Origin of the sequence: Chryseobacterium cucumeris, from assembly GCF_016775705.1 — a bacterium.
GTDB classification, from domain to species: Bacteria; Bacteroidota; Bacteroidia; order Flavobacteriales; family Weeksellaceae; genus Chryseobacterium; species Chryseobacterium cupriresistens.
In genome coordinates this window covers 1,817,073-1,832,328 of record NZ_CP068760.1, presented here as the reverse complement: position 1 = coordinate 1,832,328, position 15,256 = coordinate 1,817,073, and the positions used below count along the sequence as shown (strand labels likewise).

General features: G+C 36.3%; 15 protein-coding genes. 7 read left to right on the top strand and 8 right to left on the bottom strand.

The features are described from left to right. Positions 1–294 precede the first annotated feature (294 nt). From JNG87_RS08155 to JNG87_RS08145, 3 genes are all read left to right on the top strand, one after another. Positions 295–1,170, top strand: coding sequence for an aldo/keto reductase (locus JNG87_RS08155; RefSeq protein ID WP_202843234.1), 876 nt, complete (start codon positions 295–297; stop codon positions 1,168–1,170). Between the two features lie 169 nt (positions 1,171–1,339). After that, on the top strand, positions 1,340–2,398 hold the full coding sequence (locus JNG87_RS08150) for an NAD(P)H-dependent flavin oxidoreductase (protein WP_202843232.1): 1,059 nt from the start codon (positions 1,340–1,342) through the stop codon (positions 2,396–2,398). 74 nt (positions 2,399–2,472) lie between these two features. Beyond that, positions 2,473–3,087, top strand: coding sequence for a hypothetical protein (locus JNG87_RS08145; RefSeq protein ID WP_202843230.1), 615 nt, complete (start codon positions 2,473–2,475; stop codon positions 3,085–3,087). A gap of 46 nt (positions 3,088–3,133) precedes the next feature. Here JNG87_RS08145 and JNG87_RS08140 read toward each other — a convergent pair whose 3' ends face one another. From JNG87_RS08140 to JNG87_RS08105, 8 genes are all read right to left on the bottom strand, one after another. Next, positions 3,134–4,471 (bottom strand): UDP-N-acetylmuramate--L-alanine ligase, encoded by a 1,338-nt coding sequence (locus JNG87_RS08140; protein ID WP_202843228.1) that lies wholly within the window; start codon positions 4,469–4,471, stop codon positions 3,134–3,136. 6 nt (positions 4,472–4,477) lie between these two features. After that, positions 4,478–4,915, bottom strand: coding sequence for a hypothetical protein (locus tag JNG87_RS08135; RefSeq protein ID WP_202843226.1), 438 nt, complete (start codon positions 4,913–4,915; stop codon positions 4,478–4,480). Between the two features lie 16 nt (positions 4,916–4,931). Continuing rightward, positions 4,932–5,738, bottom strand: a complete 807-nt coding sequence (locus tag JNG87_RS08130; protein WP_062675350.1) for a lysophospholipid acyltransferase family protein — start codon at positions 5,736–5,738, stop codon at positions 4,932–4,934. Positions 5,739–5,765: 27 nt separating this feature from the next. Further along, positions 5,766–6,395, bottom strand: a complete 630-nt coding sequence (locus tag JNG87_RS08125; protein ID WP_110011656.1) for an NUDIX hydrolase — start codon at positions 6,393–6,395, stop codon at positions 5,766–5,768. 104 nt (positions 6,396–6,499) lie between these two features. Further along, positions 6,500–6,967, bottom strand: a complete 468-nt coding sequence (locus tag JNG87_RS08120) for an OsmC family protein (protein WP_202843224.1) — start codon at positions 6,965–6,967, stop codon at positions 6,500–6,502. A gap of 179 nt (positions 6,968–7,146) precedes the next feature. Next, positions 7,147–8,706, bottom strand: a complete 1,560-nt coding sequence (locus JNG87_RS08115; RefSeq protein ID WP_110011658.1) for a ribonuclease E/G — start codon at positions 8,704–8,706, stop codon at positions 7,147–7,149. A 368-nt stretch (positions 8,707–9,074) separates the two neighbouring features. Beyond that, on the bottom strand, positions 9,075–9,365 hold the full coding sequence (locus tag JNG87_RS08110) for an HU family DNA-binding protein (RefSeq protein WP_002984212.1): 291 nt from the start codon (positions 9,363–9,365) through the stop codon (positions 9,075–9,077). Positions 9,366–9,683: 318 nt separating this feature from the next. After that, the gene (locus JNG87_RS08105) at positions 9,684–10,355 is read right to left on the bottom strand and encodes a response regulator transcription factor (RefSeq protein WP_047429454.1); all 672 of its coding nucleotides are present in this window, start codon (positions 10,353–10,355) and stop codon (positions 9,684–9,686) included. Positions 10,356–10,534: 179 nt separating this feature from the next. Here JNG87_RS08105 and tssO point away from each other — a divergent pair, with 179 nt between their 5' ends. From tssO to tssR, 4 genes are read left to right on the top strand one after another with little or no spacing between them, the layout of a single operon-like run. Continuing rightward, positions 10,535–11,071 carry a type VI secretion system TssO gene (gene tssO, locus JNG87_RS08100; RefSeq protein ID WP_202843222.1) on the top strand — a complete coding sequence of 179 codons (537 nt, stop codon included), beginning with the start codon at positions 10,535–10,537 and terminating at the stop codon, positions 11,069–11,071. Positions 11,072–11,082: 11 nt separating this feature from the next. Continuing rightward, the gene (locus JNG87_RS08095) at positions 11,083–11,607 is read left to right on the top strand and encodes a type VI secretion system transmembrane protein TssO (RefSeq protein ID WP_110011660.1); all 525 of its coding nucleotides are present in this window, start codon (positions 11,083–11,085) and stop codon (positions 11,605–11,607) included. 48 nt (positions 11,608–11,655) lie between these two features. Next, positions 11,656–12,567 carry a PKD domain-containing protein gene (locus JNG87_RS08090; protein WP_110011661.1) on the top strand — a complete coding sequence of 304 codons (912 nt, stop codon included), beginning with the start codon at positions 11,656–11,658 and terminating at the stop codon, positions 12,565–12,567. A gap of 47 nt (positions 12,568–12,614) precedes the next feature. Continuing rightward, positions 12,615–15,020 (top strand): type VI secretion system protein TssR domain-containing protein, encoded by a 2,406-nt coding sequence (gene tssR, locus JNG87_RS08085; protein WP_202843221.1) that lies wholly within the window; start codon positions 12,615–12,617, stop codon positions 15,018–15,020. Positions 15,021–15,256: the final 236 nt, after the last annotated feature.

Genomic DNA, 15,256 nt, shown 5'->3' with positions numbered 1-15,256 from the left:
AGAGGTGAGATGCCAGGAGAAGGGTGAATTTTGAGGCTGGAAGCTGGAAGTTAGAAGTTAGAAGTTAGAAGTTAGAAGTTAGAAGTTAACATAGTAGGTTTTATCGACTACAGACATTCCCCTTCTCTGAAGAGGTGGATTTTTGTGAAGCAAAAAGACGGGTAGTTTATACATCATCTTAAACCTTATGAATAAGAATTTTTTAACAGAAACAGTAAAAATGGTAGGCAGAATTTTCAATTTTTTATTGCAAATTTGTTTATCACTTTATATTAATCATTAAAATAAAGATTTATGCAAAAGAAAACCTATACAGGACAACCTGTGGTAACATTAAATAACGGTGTGGATATTCCGGCCTTAGGATTTGGAGTATGGCAGATGGAAGATCTGAAAGAATGTGAAAATGCAGTAATCAAAGCTATTCAGACAGGATATAGAATGATCGATACCGCTGCTATTTATCAGAATGAAACTGCAGTAGGTACAGCCGTAAAAAATAGTGGTGTAAACAGAGACGAACTGTTTATCACCTCCAAAGTATGGGTTCAGGATCATGGATACGAAAAGGCGAAAAGCGCTTTTCAGAGAACATTGGACAGATTACAGATGGATTATCTTGATATGTATCTTATCCACTGGCCGTATGGAGATTTTCTGGGAACATGGAAAGCTTTGGAAGAGCTTTATCAGGAGGGGAAGATCAAAGCAATTGGAGTATGTAATTTTACCGTCGAAAAACTTGAAGAATTAAAAGCAAATTCAACTGTTTTACCGGTTATCAATCAGATTGAGCTGCATCCTGTATTTCAGCAGAAAGAACTGCAGGTGTATGACAGAGAAAATAATATCATAACACAGCCATGGAGCCCGCTGGGAAATGGTAACGCTAATCTTTTAAGCAATCCTGAACTGAAAGCTATTGCCGAAAAATATGGTAAAACCGTAGCTCAGGTAATCTTGAGATGGCACCTTCAGGAAGGTTTCGTTGTGATTCCAAAATCTGTGACACCATCAAGAATTGAAGAAAACTTTAACGTATTTGATTTTGAGCTGACAGAAGATGAAATGAATGTTGTCCGTTCTTTAGATACTGGAAAAAGATTGTTCTTTGATCCTAAAGATCCTGAATGGGAACAAAAAATGCTAAATTCTGTAGCAGATATTTAATAAAAATAAAGAATCAAAATATTCCCGCAGTTTTCACTAGTTCAGATTACGATCTGTGACATTCGTGTGATCTGTGGGAATTGTATTTTCATTCAGGGTGAGGAATATCATATCCTGTTGAAAATGAGGTGCTCTTATTTTTTGTACCTTTTAATTAAAATAATTTTTTATGTTCTGGCCCGATACAATCAGTAAAAAACTAGGAATACAATATCCTCTCATTCAGGCTCCGATGTTTGGGGTAAGTACTGTACAAATGGCTGTTGCCGCTGCAAAAGCAGGCTGTCTGGGATCACTGGCACTGGCTGATCTTTCGGCAGATCATTCTGTGGAATTGATCAGGGAAACAAAAGAACTGACTGATAAGCCGTTTGCTGCCAATATATTTGTCCATCACATTCCTGAAGTGACGGACGATTTAAAAGAAAAATATAGCAAAACCAAGCAGTTTATTGAAGAGCTGGCCAGAGAAAATAATATAGAAGTAAATCTTCCCGACATCGAAGAAATCAGTGTCAACAGCTATCATGAACAGGTTGATGCCATTATTGAAGAAGGATGTAAAATTGTAAGCTTTACATTCGGAAATCTTGATGATAAAAGTATTCAGAAATTACATGAAAACGGAGTGACTCTTATTGGTACCTGTACTTCTGTGAAGGAAGCTTTGTTGCTTGAAAAATCCGGTATTGATATTATTTGTGTGCAGGGAATAGAAGCTGGTGGCCACAGAGGTAGTTTTGAATCTGAAAATATTCCTCAGATCGGAGGATTATCTTTATTGTCACAGATCTACGATCAGGTAAATGTTCCTTTGATCTATGCGGGAGGAATTTATGGAGCAAAAACATTACAAGCCGTTAAAGACTTAGGTGCCCAGGGTTTTCAGGTGGGTAATCTTTTGCTGGCTTCTCAGGAAAGCGCTTTATTGCCTTTTGAAAAAGAAAGATTGAAAAGGGTAAGAGAAGAAGAAATTGTTCTCACGAAGAGCTTTTCCGGGCGGTATGCAAGAGGAGTGAAAAACAAATTTATAGAAACGGTTGAAAATTCAGAATATATTTTACCATATCCTTATCAGAACAAACTGACCAATGCCTTACGAAAAGCAGCTAAAGCTCTGCAAAATCCAGAGTTTGCAGGAATCTGGGTGGGACAGTCTATTCACCAGTACAGCGAACAGTCTACAGAGGAAATTTTAAAGAAACTGATCAAAGAATGTGAAATGTAGATCCATATGTTTTCCATTTGCTGGTAATTTTCTATTTTCGTGAAATATAAAAACTAAAACCAGCCAATATATCCATGAAATATTCAGAAGGAATTCAGAGATCACTTCCATTCGGATATCTTTTTCTCGTCATAATGGGAATACTAAAAGAAAGTGTATTCTACTATCAGATCAATATCAATATTCTCAAGTATTCAACAATCATGGACATTCTGATAAGTCCGATTGCTACTTTAACAGCTCATCCTATTATATTGATTGCCCTGATTGGGGTTGTTGTATTTTCATTTGCTTTTCCCTCTTTTTTATCGAAACAAGCTAATAAAAATAAACGTTGGGCATTACAAATGGCATCTCTTAAAGAACATGAAAACATGAGTAAAGAAGCTATTGAGAATCATTTTACCAATATGTTTGTGAGATTTCTTGCCATGATGTTATTGTCTTTCTTTGTAGGAATAGGATGGGGGGAAGGTCTTGGGCTCACCAGGAAGATCAAGGAGAATAAGCTTAAATATGACTATAAATTAAACTATGGAGATGAAAGCTTTGATCAGGTACATCTGATAGGATCCAACAGTATGTATTATATTTATCTTGCTAAAGGAAATAAAACGATAAAAATAGCTCCGATAGGTTCCATAAAAAGTATCGAACTGACCAATAACAAAAAATTGAATGATAATTAGTATACGTAATAAAAAAGCTTCAGATTGAATTTCTGAAGCTTTTTATTTATTTTGTTAAGTCTAATCCACCAAAATTTCCGGAGCTCATCATGAGATAAACACCATCTGTTTTATCTAATGTATTCCAGTAAGCATGCAGATCTTCAGCATTGGTGAAAACCTTTAAATTGTCATTTCTGAATTTTTGCTTGATGAATTCAGGAGATATAGGTTCCATTCTTTTAATCTTCAAAGCATCTTCAGAATAGAAAACAATGGCTTCCTCCAAACCATCCATGGCGTGGTCATACTGCTCAAGGAAAGCAGGATTTAAGCTGGAATAGGTATGAAGCTCCAGGAATCCGTATTTCTTATTATTTTTAAATTGCTCGGCAAAGGCTTTTACCGCAGCCTTTACCTTACTTGGTGCATGGGCAAAATCTTTGTAAAGAATTCCCTTATCTTCTCTTTCCACTTTTTCAAGACGTTTTGATGCTCCTTTGAAGCTCATGATCGCCTCATAGAAATCTTCATCCATAATTCCCAACTGCTGGCAGATATGTCTTGCTCCTTCAAGGTTCAGCAGGTTGTGTGCTCCAAAAACAGAAAGCGGAACATCTCCCATTTCAGTTTTTAAATATACTTTACCATTATTGATTTCGTATTCAGGAGTTTTGTAAGGGATTTTTCTGAAATAATTTTCTGCATTTTCCACTACTTTCACTACTTCCGGATCTTCTTCATTATACACAAGAACTCCGCCTGCCGTAATGCTTGCCACAAACTTTCTGAACTGATCAATATAATCATCAAATGTTTTGAATACATTGATGTGATCCCATGCAATGCCGCTCATTAAAGCAATATTCGGCTGATACAGTAAAAACTTAGAACGTAGATCAATAGGAGAGGAAAGGTATTCATCACCTTCCAGTACCATGAAATCATTATCCTGAGTCAGTTTTACCATACAGTCGAAACCTTCAAGCTGCGCACCTACCATGAAGTCCACATCTTTCTGATGGAAATTCAAAACGTGGAGAATCATTGACGTAATGGTTGTTTTACCATGTGATCCTGCAATAACAACTCTTGTCTTGTTTTTAGACTGTTCGTACAGGAATTCAGGATAAGAATATATTTTCAGGCCCAGTTCTTTTGCTCTTGCCAGCTCAGGATTATCCTGGTGGGCATGCATCCCGAGAATAACAGCATCAATATCCGGAGTAATCTTTTCCGGGAACCAGCCCATTTCCTGAGGCAGAATTCCTTTCTTTTCCAAACGGGTTTTTGAAGGCTCAAAAATAGCATCATCAGAACCTGTAACCTGATATCCTTTGTCTTTTAATGCGATGGCGAGATTATGCATGGCGCTTCCGCCAATGGCAATGAAGTGGGTTTTCAATTGTATTTACTGTTTTTTAACATTAATATTAATGATCTGCTGGAAAGCTTCAAGAATATTGTTCCAATTGGTCTGATAATTCGGAATGATCATACTCGCATCCGATTTACTGCCTTCATTGGGACCTTTCTTGACATTGATGGACGTTGAAATATTGTCGTACAATTTTTTACGGTCTTCCTGTATTCTTCTGAAATTATTCTGAGAAAGAACCTGATCCAGTTTCTTTAAATCTTCATCTGAAATTTTAAAATCCTGTTTATATTTTTTTCCCTGGCCTTCAAAAGAGTAGTGTACATTATTCCCTTTGATCAGAAGATTTTCATATACAGGAGCAAAGCCTCCGCTTTTCGAATAACTGATATCAAAATCCGAATATACTTTCTGGCTGTTGCATGAAACTAATACTATGATTGCGAATAATACTCCAAGTATTTTTTTCATAATTTTTCTATTTACTTTAATTATTTGAGTCCTTTTGTTCTAATTTTTTAGCTTTAAGTTCTTCATCATAACTGTGTAATAGATTGAAATCTTCTGTCTGCTCAATGGCAGTCATAATTTTCAATAAAATTTCCGGTGCTTTTTCATTATCATAATCAATATCCAAAGGAGCTTTGAATTCCATCGTAGGTTTTACACCGGTTACCTTTACGCGGAGTCCTTTTTTATCAAAAGCTCTTCTGAATCCGTTTATTTTGATTGGAATTACAATAGGACGCTGATTTTTTACCAGTTTGGCAGTTCCTCTTCGTCCCTGTGCAAAAGCCGATGTAGTTCCTTGAGGGAAAGTAGCTACCCAGCCATTGTCCAATGCTTTCATAATATTATCTACCTCGCTCATGTCTACCATTCTGTTGACATTTTTCCCTTCAGATCTCCATGTTCTTTTTACCGTTACAGCTCCTGCAATTTTGAAAATTTTGGGAAGAATACCTTTGTTCATGGTTTCCTCTGCTGCCACATAGTAAAAATCGATCTTCGGATTCAAAAGATAGATCGGGTTTTTTATTGTATTGAGATATCCGTTGTTCACAGCACAGAAGGCATGGTACATGGCCGCCACATCTGCAAAATAGGTCTGATGGTTGGATACAAACAGTACGTTAGAGTCCGGAAGATCCACAAGGTGTTCTGTACCGGTTATTTTTAACTTATTAAAGCCATTGAATCTTCTGTAAGATACAATTCCTAAAATAAAAATAATAAACCTTTTCAAAAAATAAGGAGTTCCGAATGCATCGGTGAAAATATTTTTCTTCGCCATCTCTCAATTAAACACGGTAGTGCAAAGTTACATTTTTTTCAGCAACTGACTGAATTCACTTAATATCATCGCTGTAGCTCCCCAGATAATGTATCCGTTGAAATTAATCACGGGCACTTCATGTCCGCCTGCACTTGGCAAAGCCATGATTTCCGGGGTGTCCGACAGGTTTAAAAAGGAAGTGATCGGAAATTCTATGGTTTCCACAGCTTCCGTCTGTTGAAGAACGAAAGCAGGATTCTTTATTGTATAAGAAATATAGGGATAGACATAAAAATTGCTTGGTGGAATATAAATCGGAGACATTTCCCTGATGATTCTTACATAATGTTTATCTATTCCGATTTCTTCGGAGGTTTCCCGAACTGCCGTTTCAGCAAAATCCCTGTCCATTTCCTCACGCTTTCCTCCGGGCAGAGATATCTGTCCGCTGTGTCTGTCGTGTTCATTAATCGTCCTTTGGATCAATGGAAAATACCACTCGTTGTCTTTCAGATATAAAACAATATTAACCGCCGCAAATTTGGGATTCTTTGACAATACTTCATCATACGTAAAAACGGGGCGGTAGGGAGGTGAAAATACTCCATGGGCGTGTTCACCGGGAAGTTCCACGCTTTTTATTTTTCTCAATAAATCTTTTCCAAAATTTTCCATAGCTCAAATTTAGCAATATATCTCGAAGAAATAAATGCCTTAACATTAATTAACCTGTGAAATATCAGGATTTAAAGCTTTAAACCCTTAATCTGACAGGGTAATTATTTAACTGAAATAACAGGGAGATGTTGTACCGGAAAATTGACGGAATTGGCAATGAAACAATATTCGTTGGCTTTATGATGAAGCTGTTCTGCTTTTTCTTTCATGGATTCTGCTGCAACAGTTACCTTAGGATGCAAAGTTACTTCTGTGAAGTGGCCGCTGCCACCGGCTGTCTCTGCCATGATGCCCGTTGCTTCGTCAGTGTAATCTGTAACAATAATGCCTGCTTCAGAACAGAAATGAAGGTACCAAAGCATGTGACAGGAAGAAAGTGAAGATAAAAACATTTCTTCAGGATTATATTTCGTCCGGTCGCCACGGAATGCCGGATCAGATGATCCTTCAATCACAACTTTATTCTCTGCTGAAATAGTATGGCTTCTCCCGTAATCTCTGTAACCGCTGGTTCCTGTTCCCTGGTTTCCCGTCCACTGGATGGTAATTTTGTAATGGTGATTTTTCATATTTTAAAGATAAAAGATAAAAGATAAAAGATAAAAGATAAAAGATCTTGCTGTTAAAATTCAATAGGGGTGGGCTTTAGCCCGCCTACATAAACAAAAAACATCTATTGGCTTTAGCCGAAACTTATAGCAAGAAAGGTAATAAAAAAACCTCCAGAAAACTGAAGGTTTTAAATTTTTTAATTAGAGAATTCTATCAATTCTTCTTTTTTGGCATTGTAGATTTTGTATTCTAAATATTTAAAAGAATCCCTTGGAACAATGGTTACCCACTTTTTGTATTTGATAAACCATTTCATCTGGATACTTTTAATGCCTTTTGTAAGGTAGGCTTCCACAAATGGGTGTACGTGCAGGTAGATTTTTCCTTTTTCTTTCTGCAGGATATTTCTTAAGGTTTCACCCATTCTTTCTACGATAACAATAGGAGCTACAATTTCTCCGTCTTTGTTCGGGTTTTCTTCTTTGGTGTCGATCTGTTTTTCCGGACGGTTTCTCTGTCTGGTGATCTGGATCAGACCAAATTTACTTGGAGGAAGGATTTTGTGGCGTGCTTTGTCGCGCTTCATTTCCTCTTTAAGATGCTCGTAAAGATCTCTTCTGTGATCAGAATTCGGCATATCTATGAAATCGATAACGATGATCCCTCCCATATCGCGGAGGCGAAGTTGTCTTGCGATTTCTGTAGCAGCCATTTTGTTCACTTTCAGTGCATGCTCTTTGTTGACAGCTGCTCCGGTTGTAATATTGTTTCCGGAGTTGACGTCCACTACGTGAAGTGCTTCTGTGTGCTCAATAACAAGATAGGCTCCTTTGGAACTCGGAATGTTGACGTGTTTTCCGAAGCTCTGTTTAAGCTGTTTTTCAACATTGTAATATTCCAGAAGTGGAATATGGGAATCATAAAACTGGACAATATTTTTCTTTTCAGGGGCAATTACTTCAATGTAATTTTTCATTTCGTTCACCATTTGCTCATCATCGCAAATGATATTGACGAAGTCCTGATTAAAATTGTCTCTTAAAATAGCTGAAGCTTTGTCTTCTTCGCTTAAAACTTTAGACGGAACTTTATTTCTCTGGATGTTTTTGAAAGTACTTTCCCATTTCTGAACCAGCTGGTTCATGTCATTATGCAGGTCGGCTACTTTTTTTCCTTCTGCCACTGTTCTGATGATCACTCCGAATCCTTCAGGCTTAATACTGTCGATAAGGGTTCTCAGTCTTTCTTTTTCCTCAGAGCTTCTGATTTTTTTGGAAATAGAAACTTTATTGTCAAAAGGAATTAAAACCAGGAAACGTCCTGTTAATGAAATCTGGGTAGAAATTCTTGGACCTTTGGTAGAAATAGGTTCTTTGGTAATTTGTAACAGAACAAGATCGTCCTTGGCAATTACTTTGTCTACCGTTCCGTTTTTGTCTATTTCGGGTTGTATCTCGAAATTTTTTAAGCTCGAAGTGCTTTGTTTTTTAGAAATAGTATCTTTTAAAAACTTTCTGTACGTAAGATACTGAGGTCCCAGATCCTGATAATGCAGAAATGCATCTTTGTCATATCCGATATTGACGAATGCTGCATTCAGGTTTGGGGCAAGTTTTTTTACTTTTCCTATAAACAGATCTCCAACTATAAAATCGCTTTTGTCTTCTTGCTCATGAAGTTCACATAGTCTTCCGTCTTCCAGCAGCGCAATCTTTGTAAGATCATCTTCATGCGAAACTATTAGTTCTTTCTTCATTTTTTAATAAGATAAAATTGTTAAGATTATAGGAAGTGGATGTTTTTTATCGATTAATTCATCTATTAAATATAAGGATTTTGAATGAAAACCATTATATTTTTATTAAAATAATATTTGAAACCCTCCGTTTTCCGCGGAATCTTATAGTTGCAAACAAAAATATAGTTAGTGAACTTTAAAAATTTAAATCCACCAACTATATTATTATATTGTAAATCTCGAGAAAAAGAGATTATTTTTTCTTATGTCTGTTTGCTCTTCTCCTTTTCTTTCTTTTGTGAGTCGCAACCTTGTGTCTTTTTCTTTTCTTTCCGCTTGGCATAATTTTAATTTTTTAGTAACTAGTTAATATTCAGTTAATGTTCTTATTTTACTGCAACTTTAGTTTTTACTTTCTCAACAAAAGATTTTGAAGGTTTGAAAGCAGGAATGTTATGAGCAGGAATCTCAATTGCAGTGTTTTTAGAAATATTTCTTCCTGTTTTAGCAGCTCTTGTTTTAATGATAAAAGATCCAAAACCTCTTAGATAAACGTTATCCCCATTATACATAGAAGTTCTGATCTCCTGCATAAAAGCTTCTACAACTTTCTGTGTTTCATTCTTTTCTGTTCCCAACTTATTTGAGATGGTGTTTACCAATTCTGCCTTTGTCATTTCCTTATTTTAATTTTAAATTTTAGGTGTGCAAATTTAGTTAAAAAAATTGAATACTAGCAAATTAGTGGCAAAATATTTTTATTCAAAGAGTTGGACTTTTTATGTATACACTATATTAAGGCAGGATAGTGATAATTTAACAATAAAATAATGTAACCGGATAAAGGTACAAAAAATTGATGAACAAAATTTAATAAATGCTGGTTATAACAGGTCTGGCAGCGCTTTATGGTCCTTAGTATACTATTTTTGAGATTCTTTATCTGCCCTTATCGAGCCTCCTGGAATTGAATTTTTCAATTGAAATCAGATTTTTTATAAACTGGAATTATAATATCCGTTTTCTACGCAGAAGCGGATAAGATGAAGTTTGGTTTTCAATCCCAGCTTTTCAGTAAGTCTGTTGATATAGGTATCGATTGTTCTGGTACTGAGATTGAGCTTTTCTGCAATTTCTTTATTGCTGAATCCTTCATAGCAGAACCTCATGAGCTGTATTTCAGATGGGGAAAGTTCTTCCTGTCCTTTTTTCTGCCTGTCCATATATTCCTGTACGGCAAGCGGCTGCTGTTCCCATTCTTTGGAATAAGCCTGATAGTCGAAGTCGTCAGACGCAATACTTCCTTTAATAATATCCTTTATAATGGTGCTTTTTTTCTGACAGTAATAGATATTGGGAATCTTTGAAAGGATTTCCGCCATATCTTCCTGATAAGTGCCGGAATACGTAATAATAGGGGTTTCAGTATTGTTTTTTCTGATATACTTAATAGCTTCAATTCCACTTAATACCGGCATAAAGAGTTCAATAATGAACACATCTTCCTGTCTTCTGTAGATTCTGTTTACCAGCTCATGCCCATTGTTACAATCATTCAGAAGCATATAGAAAGGATTTTCCATAAGTGTTTTGATCATTATTTTTTTAAAATAAAAATCACTGTCAGCAATGGAAAAACGTACGGTATTAGATAATATTTTACTCATTCTTAATATCGATTTGGCGAATGATATTTAAAATTCAGAGGTCTAATTTATGAAAAACTTATCAAAGTGAAAATTAATATTAATTTAATCAGGGTTTTCACGAAACAGGGTTGGGGAAATTACGTATTGTGCATAAAATTTTTTTTTTATATTTTCACAGGCCAAACAAATCGCAAATTATGTCTTCTAACAGGGAAAAAAAATTAAACAAATCTGACGTCAGAACGGGCATTTGGAAGTTTATTATGTCATTTGTCGTTTTGTCGGTTGTATCTTTTGCTTGCTTATTTCTCTTCTTTAAGAGTTATGATATACAGCGGGAAGGAATCAGCCGTGAAGCTGAAGCGTATAAAGAACTGATGCTTCGAAGTGACGTGCTTAAGGATCACATTGATGATATTTACGACAAAATGAACCAGCTTAGCATCAATAAGGTGGAGAATGAGGTATTTCTGAGAACCAGTATTATGGATAATGTGAGAGATGCCAAAAATATTATGGGTAAAGACAGTGTGCAGAGCTTTAAACATTATGCCGTACTGATGAAGCAGATTGTACCGATGATGACTTTAAAAGCAAAGATCATCGAAGTAGAGTATCAGAAAAAGACCGTTTTACGGGATCTTGATGAATGCATGGGCAAGATTAAAGTAACCAACAACGAACTTCGGAAAGACCCTACGAGAAATTTCACAGGAAGTAGAAGAAGAAGATAAAAAGAAAAGATATGCAAGGACAAATCACATTATCGAAGAAAGAGAGGCATTATCAGTTTTTTTATTTAATACTGATGCTGGTGACTGCCATGTTATTTTTAGGAGTGATCTTTCTGAAAGGATTTGAATCCCCTTTTTCTGATGAAGATGTAAGAGGTATTCAGAATCTTGAGCAGAAAGCCGAATTTGAACAACACCAGAAAGTTGTTCTTCCTATCATGGACAGTACCTACACCATGATCACCAAGCTTACTGATGACGGACCACAGCCTTTTATCGAAAATAATATCCAGCTGGGCGTTAACGACCTTAACAGCTATTTCAACAGTACCGATGTTGTGGATATCCGTAAAGATGCCTATCCGCAGATCGCGAAATTCTATAAAATGTATTTTGATGACAAAAAAGTCATTTCAACAACTTCTGAAGACATTAAAATTTTCCAGAAACAGGTGGATGAATGCAGAATCGGATTTAAAGATAAGCAGAATAAGCTTTATCAGCGCGAGCAGGATCTGAAAGCAAGAATGCAGTAAGCAAATAAATACTAGGAACATACATAAAACACATCACAATTACTAACTATGAATTATTTTCAAAAGAACAAGAAAAACATTATTATCGGTGTTATTGCAACTTTGCTGATCGCAGCATTGGTTGCTCTGTGGCTGCAGAAAAAGGTAATACATTCAGCAGATGATATTGTTGGGGTGGTTTATCCGTCTTCACTGGCGGTAGGAGACACGCTTTTATTCGAAGATAAAACCCAGTTTGCCAAAACCAAAAGATGGAATTTCGGAGATGGGACAACTTCAGATAAAAACAGTGGTATTCACTTCTATAATAAACCGGGATATTATCAGGTGATTTTGATCGTCGACAACAAGTACACGAAATCTTTCCCTGTAATGGTAAGCGCAAGAAGCGTTCAGAAACCAAAAGATACTGCAACGGCAAAAACAACTATCGAAGCCGTAAGTCAGGCAATGCAAAATGAAAATGTGACCTTCCGTGCTATTTCTGATGCAAAACAGTTTGCATGGAAATTCGGTGAGTCCGGAAATACAGATGCTAAGGACAAATTTACCATCTATTCCTATAAAAAACCTGGAGAGTATCTGGTGACTCTTTACACAGAACAAAGCCAGGATCCTATTTATCACCGTATTAAAATTCTTCCTGCTTATGATGCTCTTGCTGAAGATGAAGTTTCAGTGGAAGACTCTTATGCCAAAGTAGATAATGATTTTAAATATCACCTGCAGCAGATTGCCAACGGAAACAGTTTCAATATGCACTACAATTACCTGCTGAAAACCTATCTGTGTAACAATGAAAATACAGTGGTAAAAGTAAATGACAGCAAAGTGAATAACTTCTACATGTATTGTGCAGGCCTTCAGTTTGACAAGAATACAGTGATTCAGACGGTAAAAGTAAACCTGGACGACACACAGAACTGTGTAACTAAAGTAGATATTAATCAAAGCAAATAATTTCATCCGGTCTTACGGATGTACCAATCATAAAAAGATTAAATAGGATGAAAAATAAATTTCCTCTAGCAGCATATTATATAGGGTTAACAGTATTATTGACGAGTTGTCAGGTAAAACTGCCGTCAAAGAAAACCCCGGAGCCTTCACAGTATGGGCAGGTGGATGCATCCCCTGTCGTTAACGGATATCCGAAAAAGTCAGTGCCATGGATCGTTATTTCAGACCGGTCAAGAAATACGGCTTATCTGGATAAAGATGATGAGAAGTCTTACAAAGAAGTAAAATTCCTTGAACCTTTAATGGTTTTAAAACATAGAGACGGAATGGTAAAAGTAGCGGAATATGTTCCGGATGCTTTAATGAAGAAAGTTTCGTCAAAATCGATCAAAACATATGGCTGGATTCAGGAGTCTGATCTCCTTCTCTGGAATAACGCTTTAAAAAGTGAAAAGACAGGTTATCCTGTAAGAGTGGCAGTAGTACCTAATAACAGCGAAGTCATCAGAAATGCTGAAAGATACTATAAAAACGACTCTATTATGGTGTTCAACTCACCAAGCCTTATTGAAACAGCCAATGTAAAAATTCCTAACGGACAAATTGTATATGTGTACAAGATGGCCGAAAATAACAAACGTTTTCTGGTAGGTAAAAAACCGTCTGTTGATATGGACAGTATCAATAAAGGACTTTACGGGTGGGTAAGCTCCAATGTAATCTCCACCTGGGGAGAACGTTCCGCTATCAGACTTAAAAATACAACAGGAATTACCGATACAACGCTGGGAATTCATGAAGGGTATCCGGGTGGATCAGCATCGGATGCGTCCAACAAAACAGCTATTCTTCTTACCGATGTGAATAAGAGAACACAGCTGGAAAATATCTTTCCGGTAAATCTTCCTTTAGAAGAAGCTCCGACTCCTGATACCAAGACAAAATATTTCACCAATATTTTAGATTACAGCAAGAATTTCGTATCCAATGTACTGGGTGAACCGATTTATTTCGACCGTTACAGAGAGATCACGGAAAAAGATAAAAACATCAATATTGTCTTTGCATTAGATGTAAGTGCCGGTAATGCGCCTTATGCACCTATTGTAAAATCATTATTACAGGATCTTCAGCTTAGGTTTGAAAAACCTTCTTATTTTAGCAATGTTAAATATGGAGCGGTTTTATACAAGAACAATCCTTGCGGAGATAATGTTTCTGTCTCCAGCTTAAGTACAGATTACAGTAAGATTTCATCATTTATTGATCAGAAAACGAATGAAATGAACTGTGCCAGCAATAGCGGCTATCAGCCGGTAGGAGAAGCTCTTACGGCAGCAGGAAACCTTCTTTCCAATGTTCCTGATGAAACCAATATCGTTGTTACTGTAGGAACTTCTGCCAACCAAAGCGGAAATATGTACAGTGTAATCAGTTCTCTTACCCAGGCTCAGGCAAGACTGATCATGTTCCAGACCAGTGCAAGATCATCAGATACCTACAATGATTTTGTATTGATGGCGGAAAATGTGGTTACCAATACAGCCAAAAATATTGCTGAACTTAAAAAACAAAAGATCATCAACCAAAATGATGTGCTTACCAAGAATAATTTCAGCCTTGTGGAAGGAGATACAGGATTCTTCTCTTTAGCTTACCCTAAACAGAGTATGTCTCAGGGATTCGTTATTTTCCCTAAGAAAGGAGACATTACGACTCCGGGATTCCTGAAAAAATCTGTTGACAGCCTTATTGCACAGGTTACTCTGGATAATCAGACTATTGATAAATCTCTTAATGAATATTTCCATTCATCCGTAGGAGCAGGTAGAACAGATGTGGATTTAAAATATAAATACCTGTATCCGGGACTTACCAATCCGGTTTCTGCAGGAATTGCCGCACAGCTGATCAACTATGGAAGCCCATTCCTTGTAAAAGGATATATTCCAAAAGATCTGAAAGATTTTACTCCGGCAATAGAAAAGGGAATCCTTATTTCTGAATCGGAATATGATAACTTAAAAGCTTTCTACACGGAAGTATACAGAAATACTCAGGCAGATCGTGCAGATTTTAATCAGGGAAGAGCCATTAAAGAATATGTTAAATTACTGAAGAAGTACAATCCTACGATAAAATTCTTGGATAAAGGAGCGCTTTATGAGCTGCCAATGTCTTATGCGATCGGAATGAGTACCGGATTTGATCTTTCTGAAGAAGAATTGATGGCTAAATATAAGCTGAAAGGTTGGAAAAAATCAAAAGTCGTTCCTAGTGAAACGGTAAAAAATTATTTCCAGCACTATAAAAACTTAGCGGACAGAATGCTTGCCAACAGAAACAACCCTGCTGTAAAAATTCAGCAGAACGGACAAACTTTCTACTGGCTTAATGAGTACTTTACTCCATCCAGAATTCCAACAGAACAACCGGAATACACAAAGCATTAAAAACATTTTTTTATGATATCAAAAGCAGGAGTATATACTTCTGCTTTTTTTGTAGTATAAAGACAGATCAACAAACCTTAAATCTTAAATTTTTAAACTTTGAACCCTTGTTATTTCTCTTTGATGTGTAAAATTATTTTTTATCTAAAAAAAGAGAAATAATTTAAAACGCTGTATTTATGGTTGTTATCGTAAGGTTGATAAATCCATTGTCGTAGAATTACGACAAGAAATCG

Excerpts from the sequence above, each read along its gene's own strand:
- JNG87_RS08155 (WP_202843234.1), top strand. The coding sequence starts at position 295 with ATGCAAAAGAAAACCTATACAGGACAACCTGTGGTAACATTAAATAAC.
- JNG87_RS08150 (WP_202843232.1), top strand. The coding sequence starts at position 1,340 with ATGTTCTGGCCCGATACAATCAGTAAAAAACTAGGAATACAATATCCT.
- JNG87_RS08145 (WP_202843230.1), top strand. The coding sequence starts at position 2,473 with ATGAAATATTCAGAAGGAATTCAGAGATCACTTCCATTCGGATATCTT.
- JNG87_RS08135 (WP_202843226.1), bottom strand. The coding sequence starts at position 4,915 with ATGAAAAAAATACTTGGAGTATTATTCGCAATCATAGTATTAGTTTCA.
- JNG87_RS08130 (WP_062675350.1), bottom strand. The coding sequence starts at position 5,738 with ATGGCGAAGAAAAATATTTTCACCGATGCATTCGGAACTCCTTATTTT.
- JNG87_RS08125 (WP_110011656.1), bottom strand. The coding sequence starts at position 6,395 with ATGGAAAATTTTGGAAAAGATTTATTGAGAAAAATAAAAAGCGTGGAA.
- JNG87_RS08120 (WP_202843224.1), bottom strand. The coding sequence starts at position 6,967 with ATGAAAAATCACCATTACAAAATTACCATCCAGTGGACGGGAAACCAG.
- JNG87_RS08115 (WP_110011658.1), bottom strand. The coding sequence starts at position 8,706 with ATGAAGAAAGAACTAATAGTTTCGCATGAAGATGATCTTACAAAGATT.
- JNG87_RS08110 (WP_002984212.1), bottom strand. The coding sequence starts at position 9,365 with ATGACAAAGGCAGAATTGGTAAACACCATCTCAAATAAGTTGGGAACA.
- JNG87_RS08105 (WP_047429454.1), bottom strand. The coding sequence starts at position 10,355 with ATGAGTAAAATATTATCTAATACCGTACGTTTTTCCATTGCTGACAGT.
- tssO (WP_202843222.1), top strand. The coding sequence starts at position 10,535 with ATGTCTTCTAACAGGGAAAAAAAATTAAACAAATCTGACGTCAGAACG.
- JNG87_RS08095 (WP_110011660.1), top strand. The coding sequence starts at position 11,083 with ATGCAAGGACAAATCACATTATCGAAGAAAGAGAGGCATTATCAGTTT.
- JNG87_RS08090 (WP_110011661.1), top strand. The coding sequence starts at position 11,656 with ATGAATTATTTTCAAAAGAACAAGAAAAACATTATTATCGGTGTTATT.
- tssR (WP_202843221.1), top strand. The coding sequence starts at position 12,615 with ATGAAAAATAAATTTCCTCTAGCAGCATATTATATAGGGTTAACAGTA.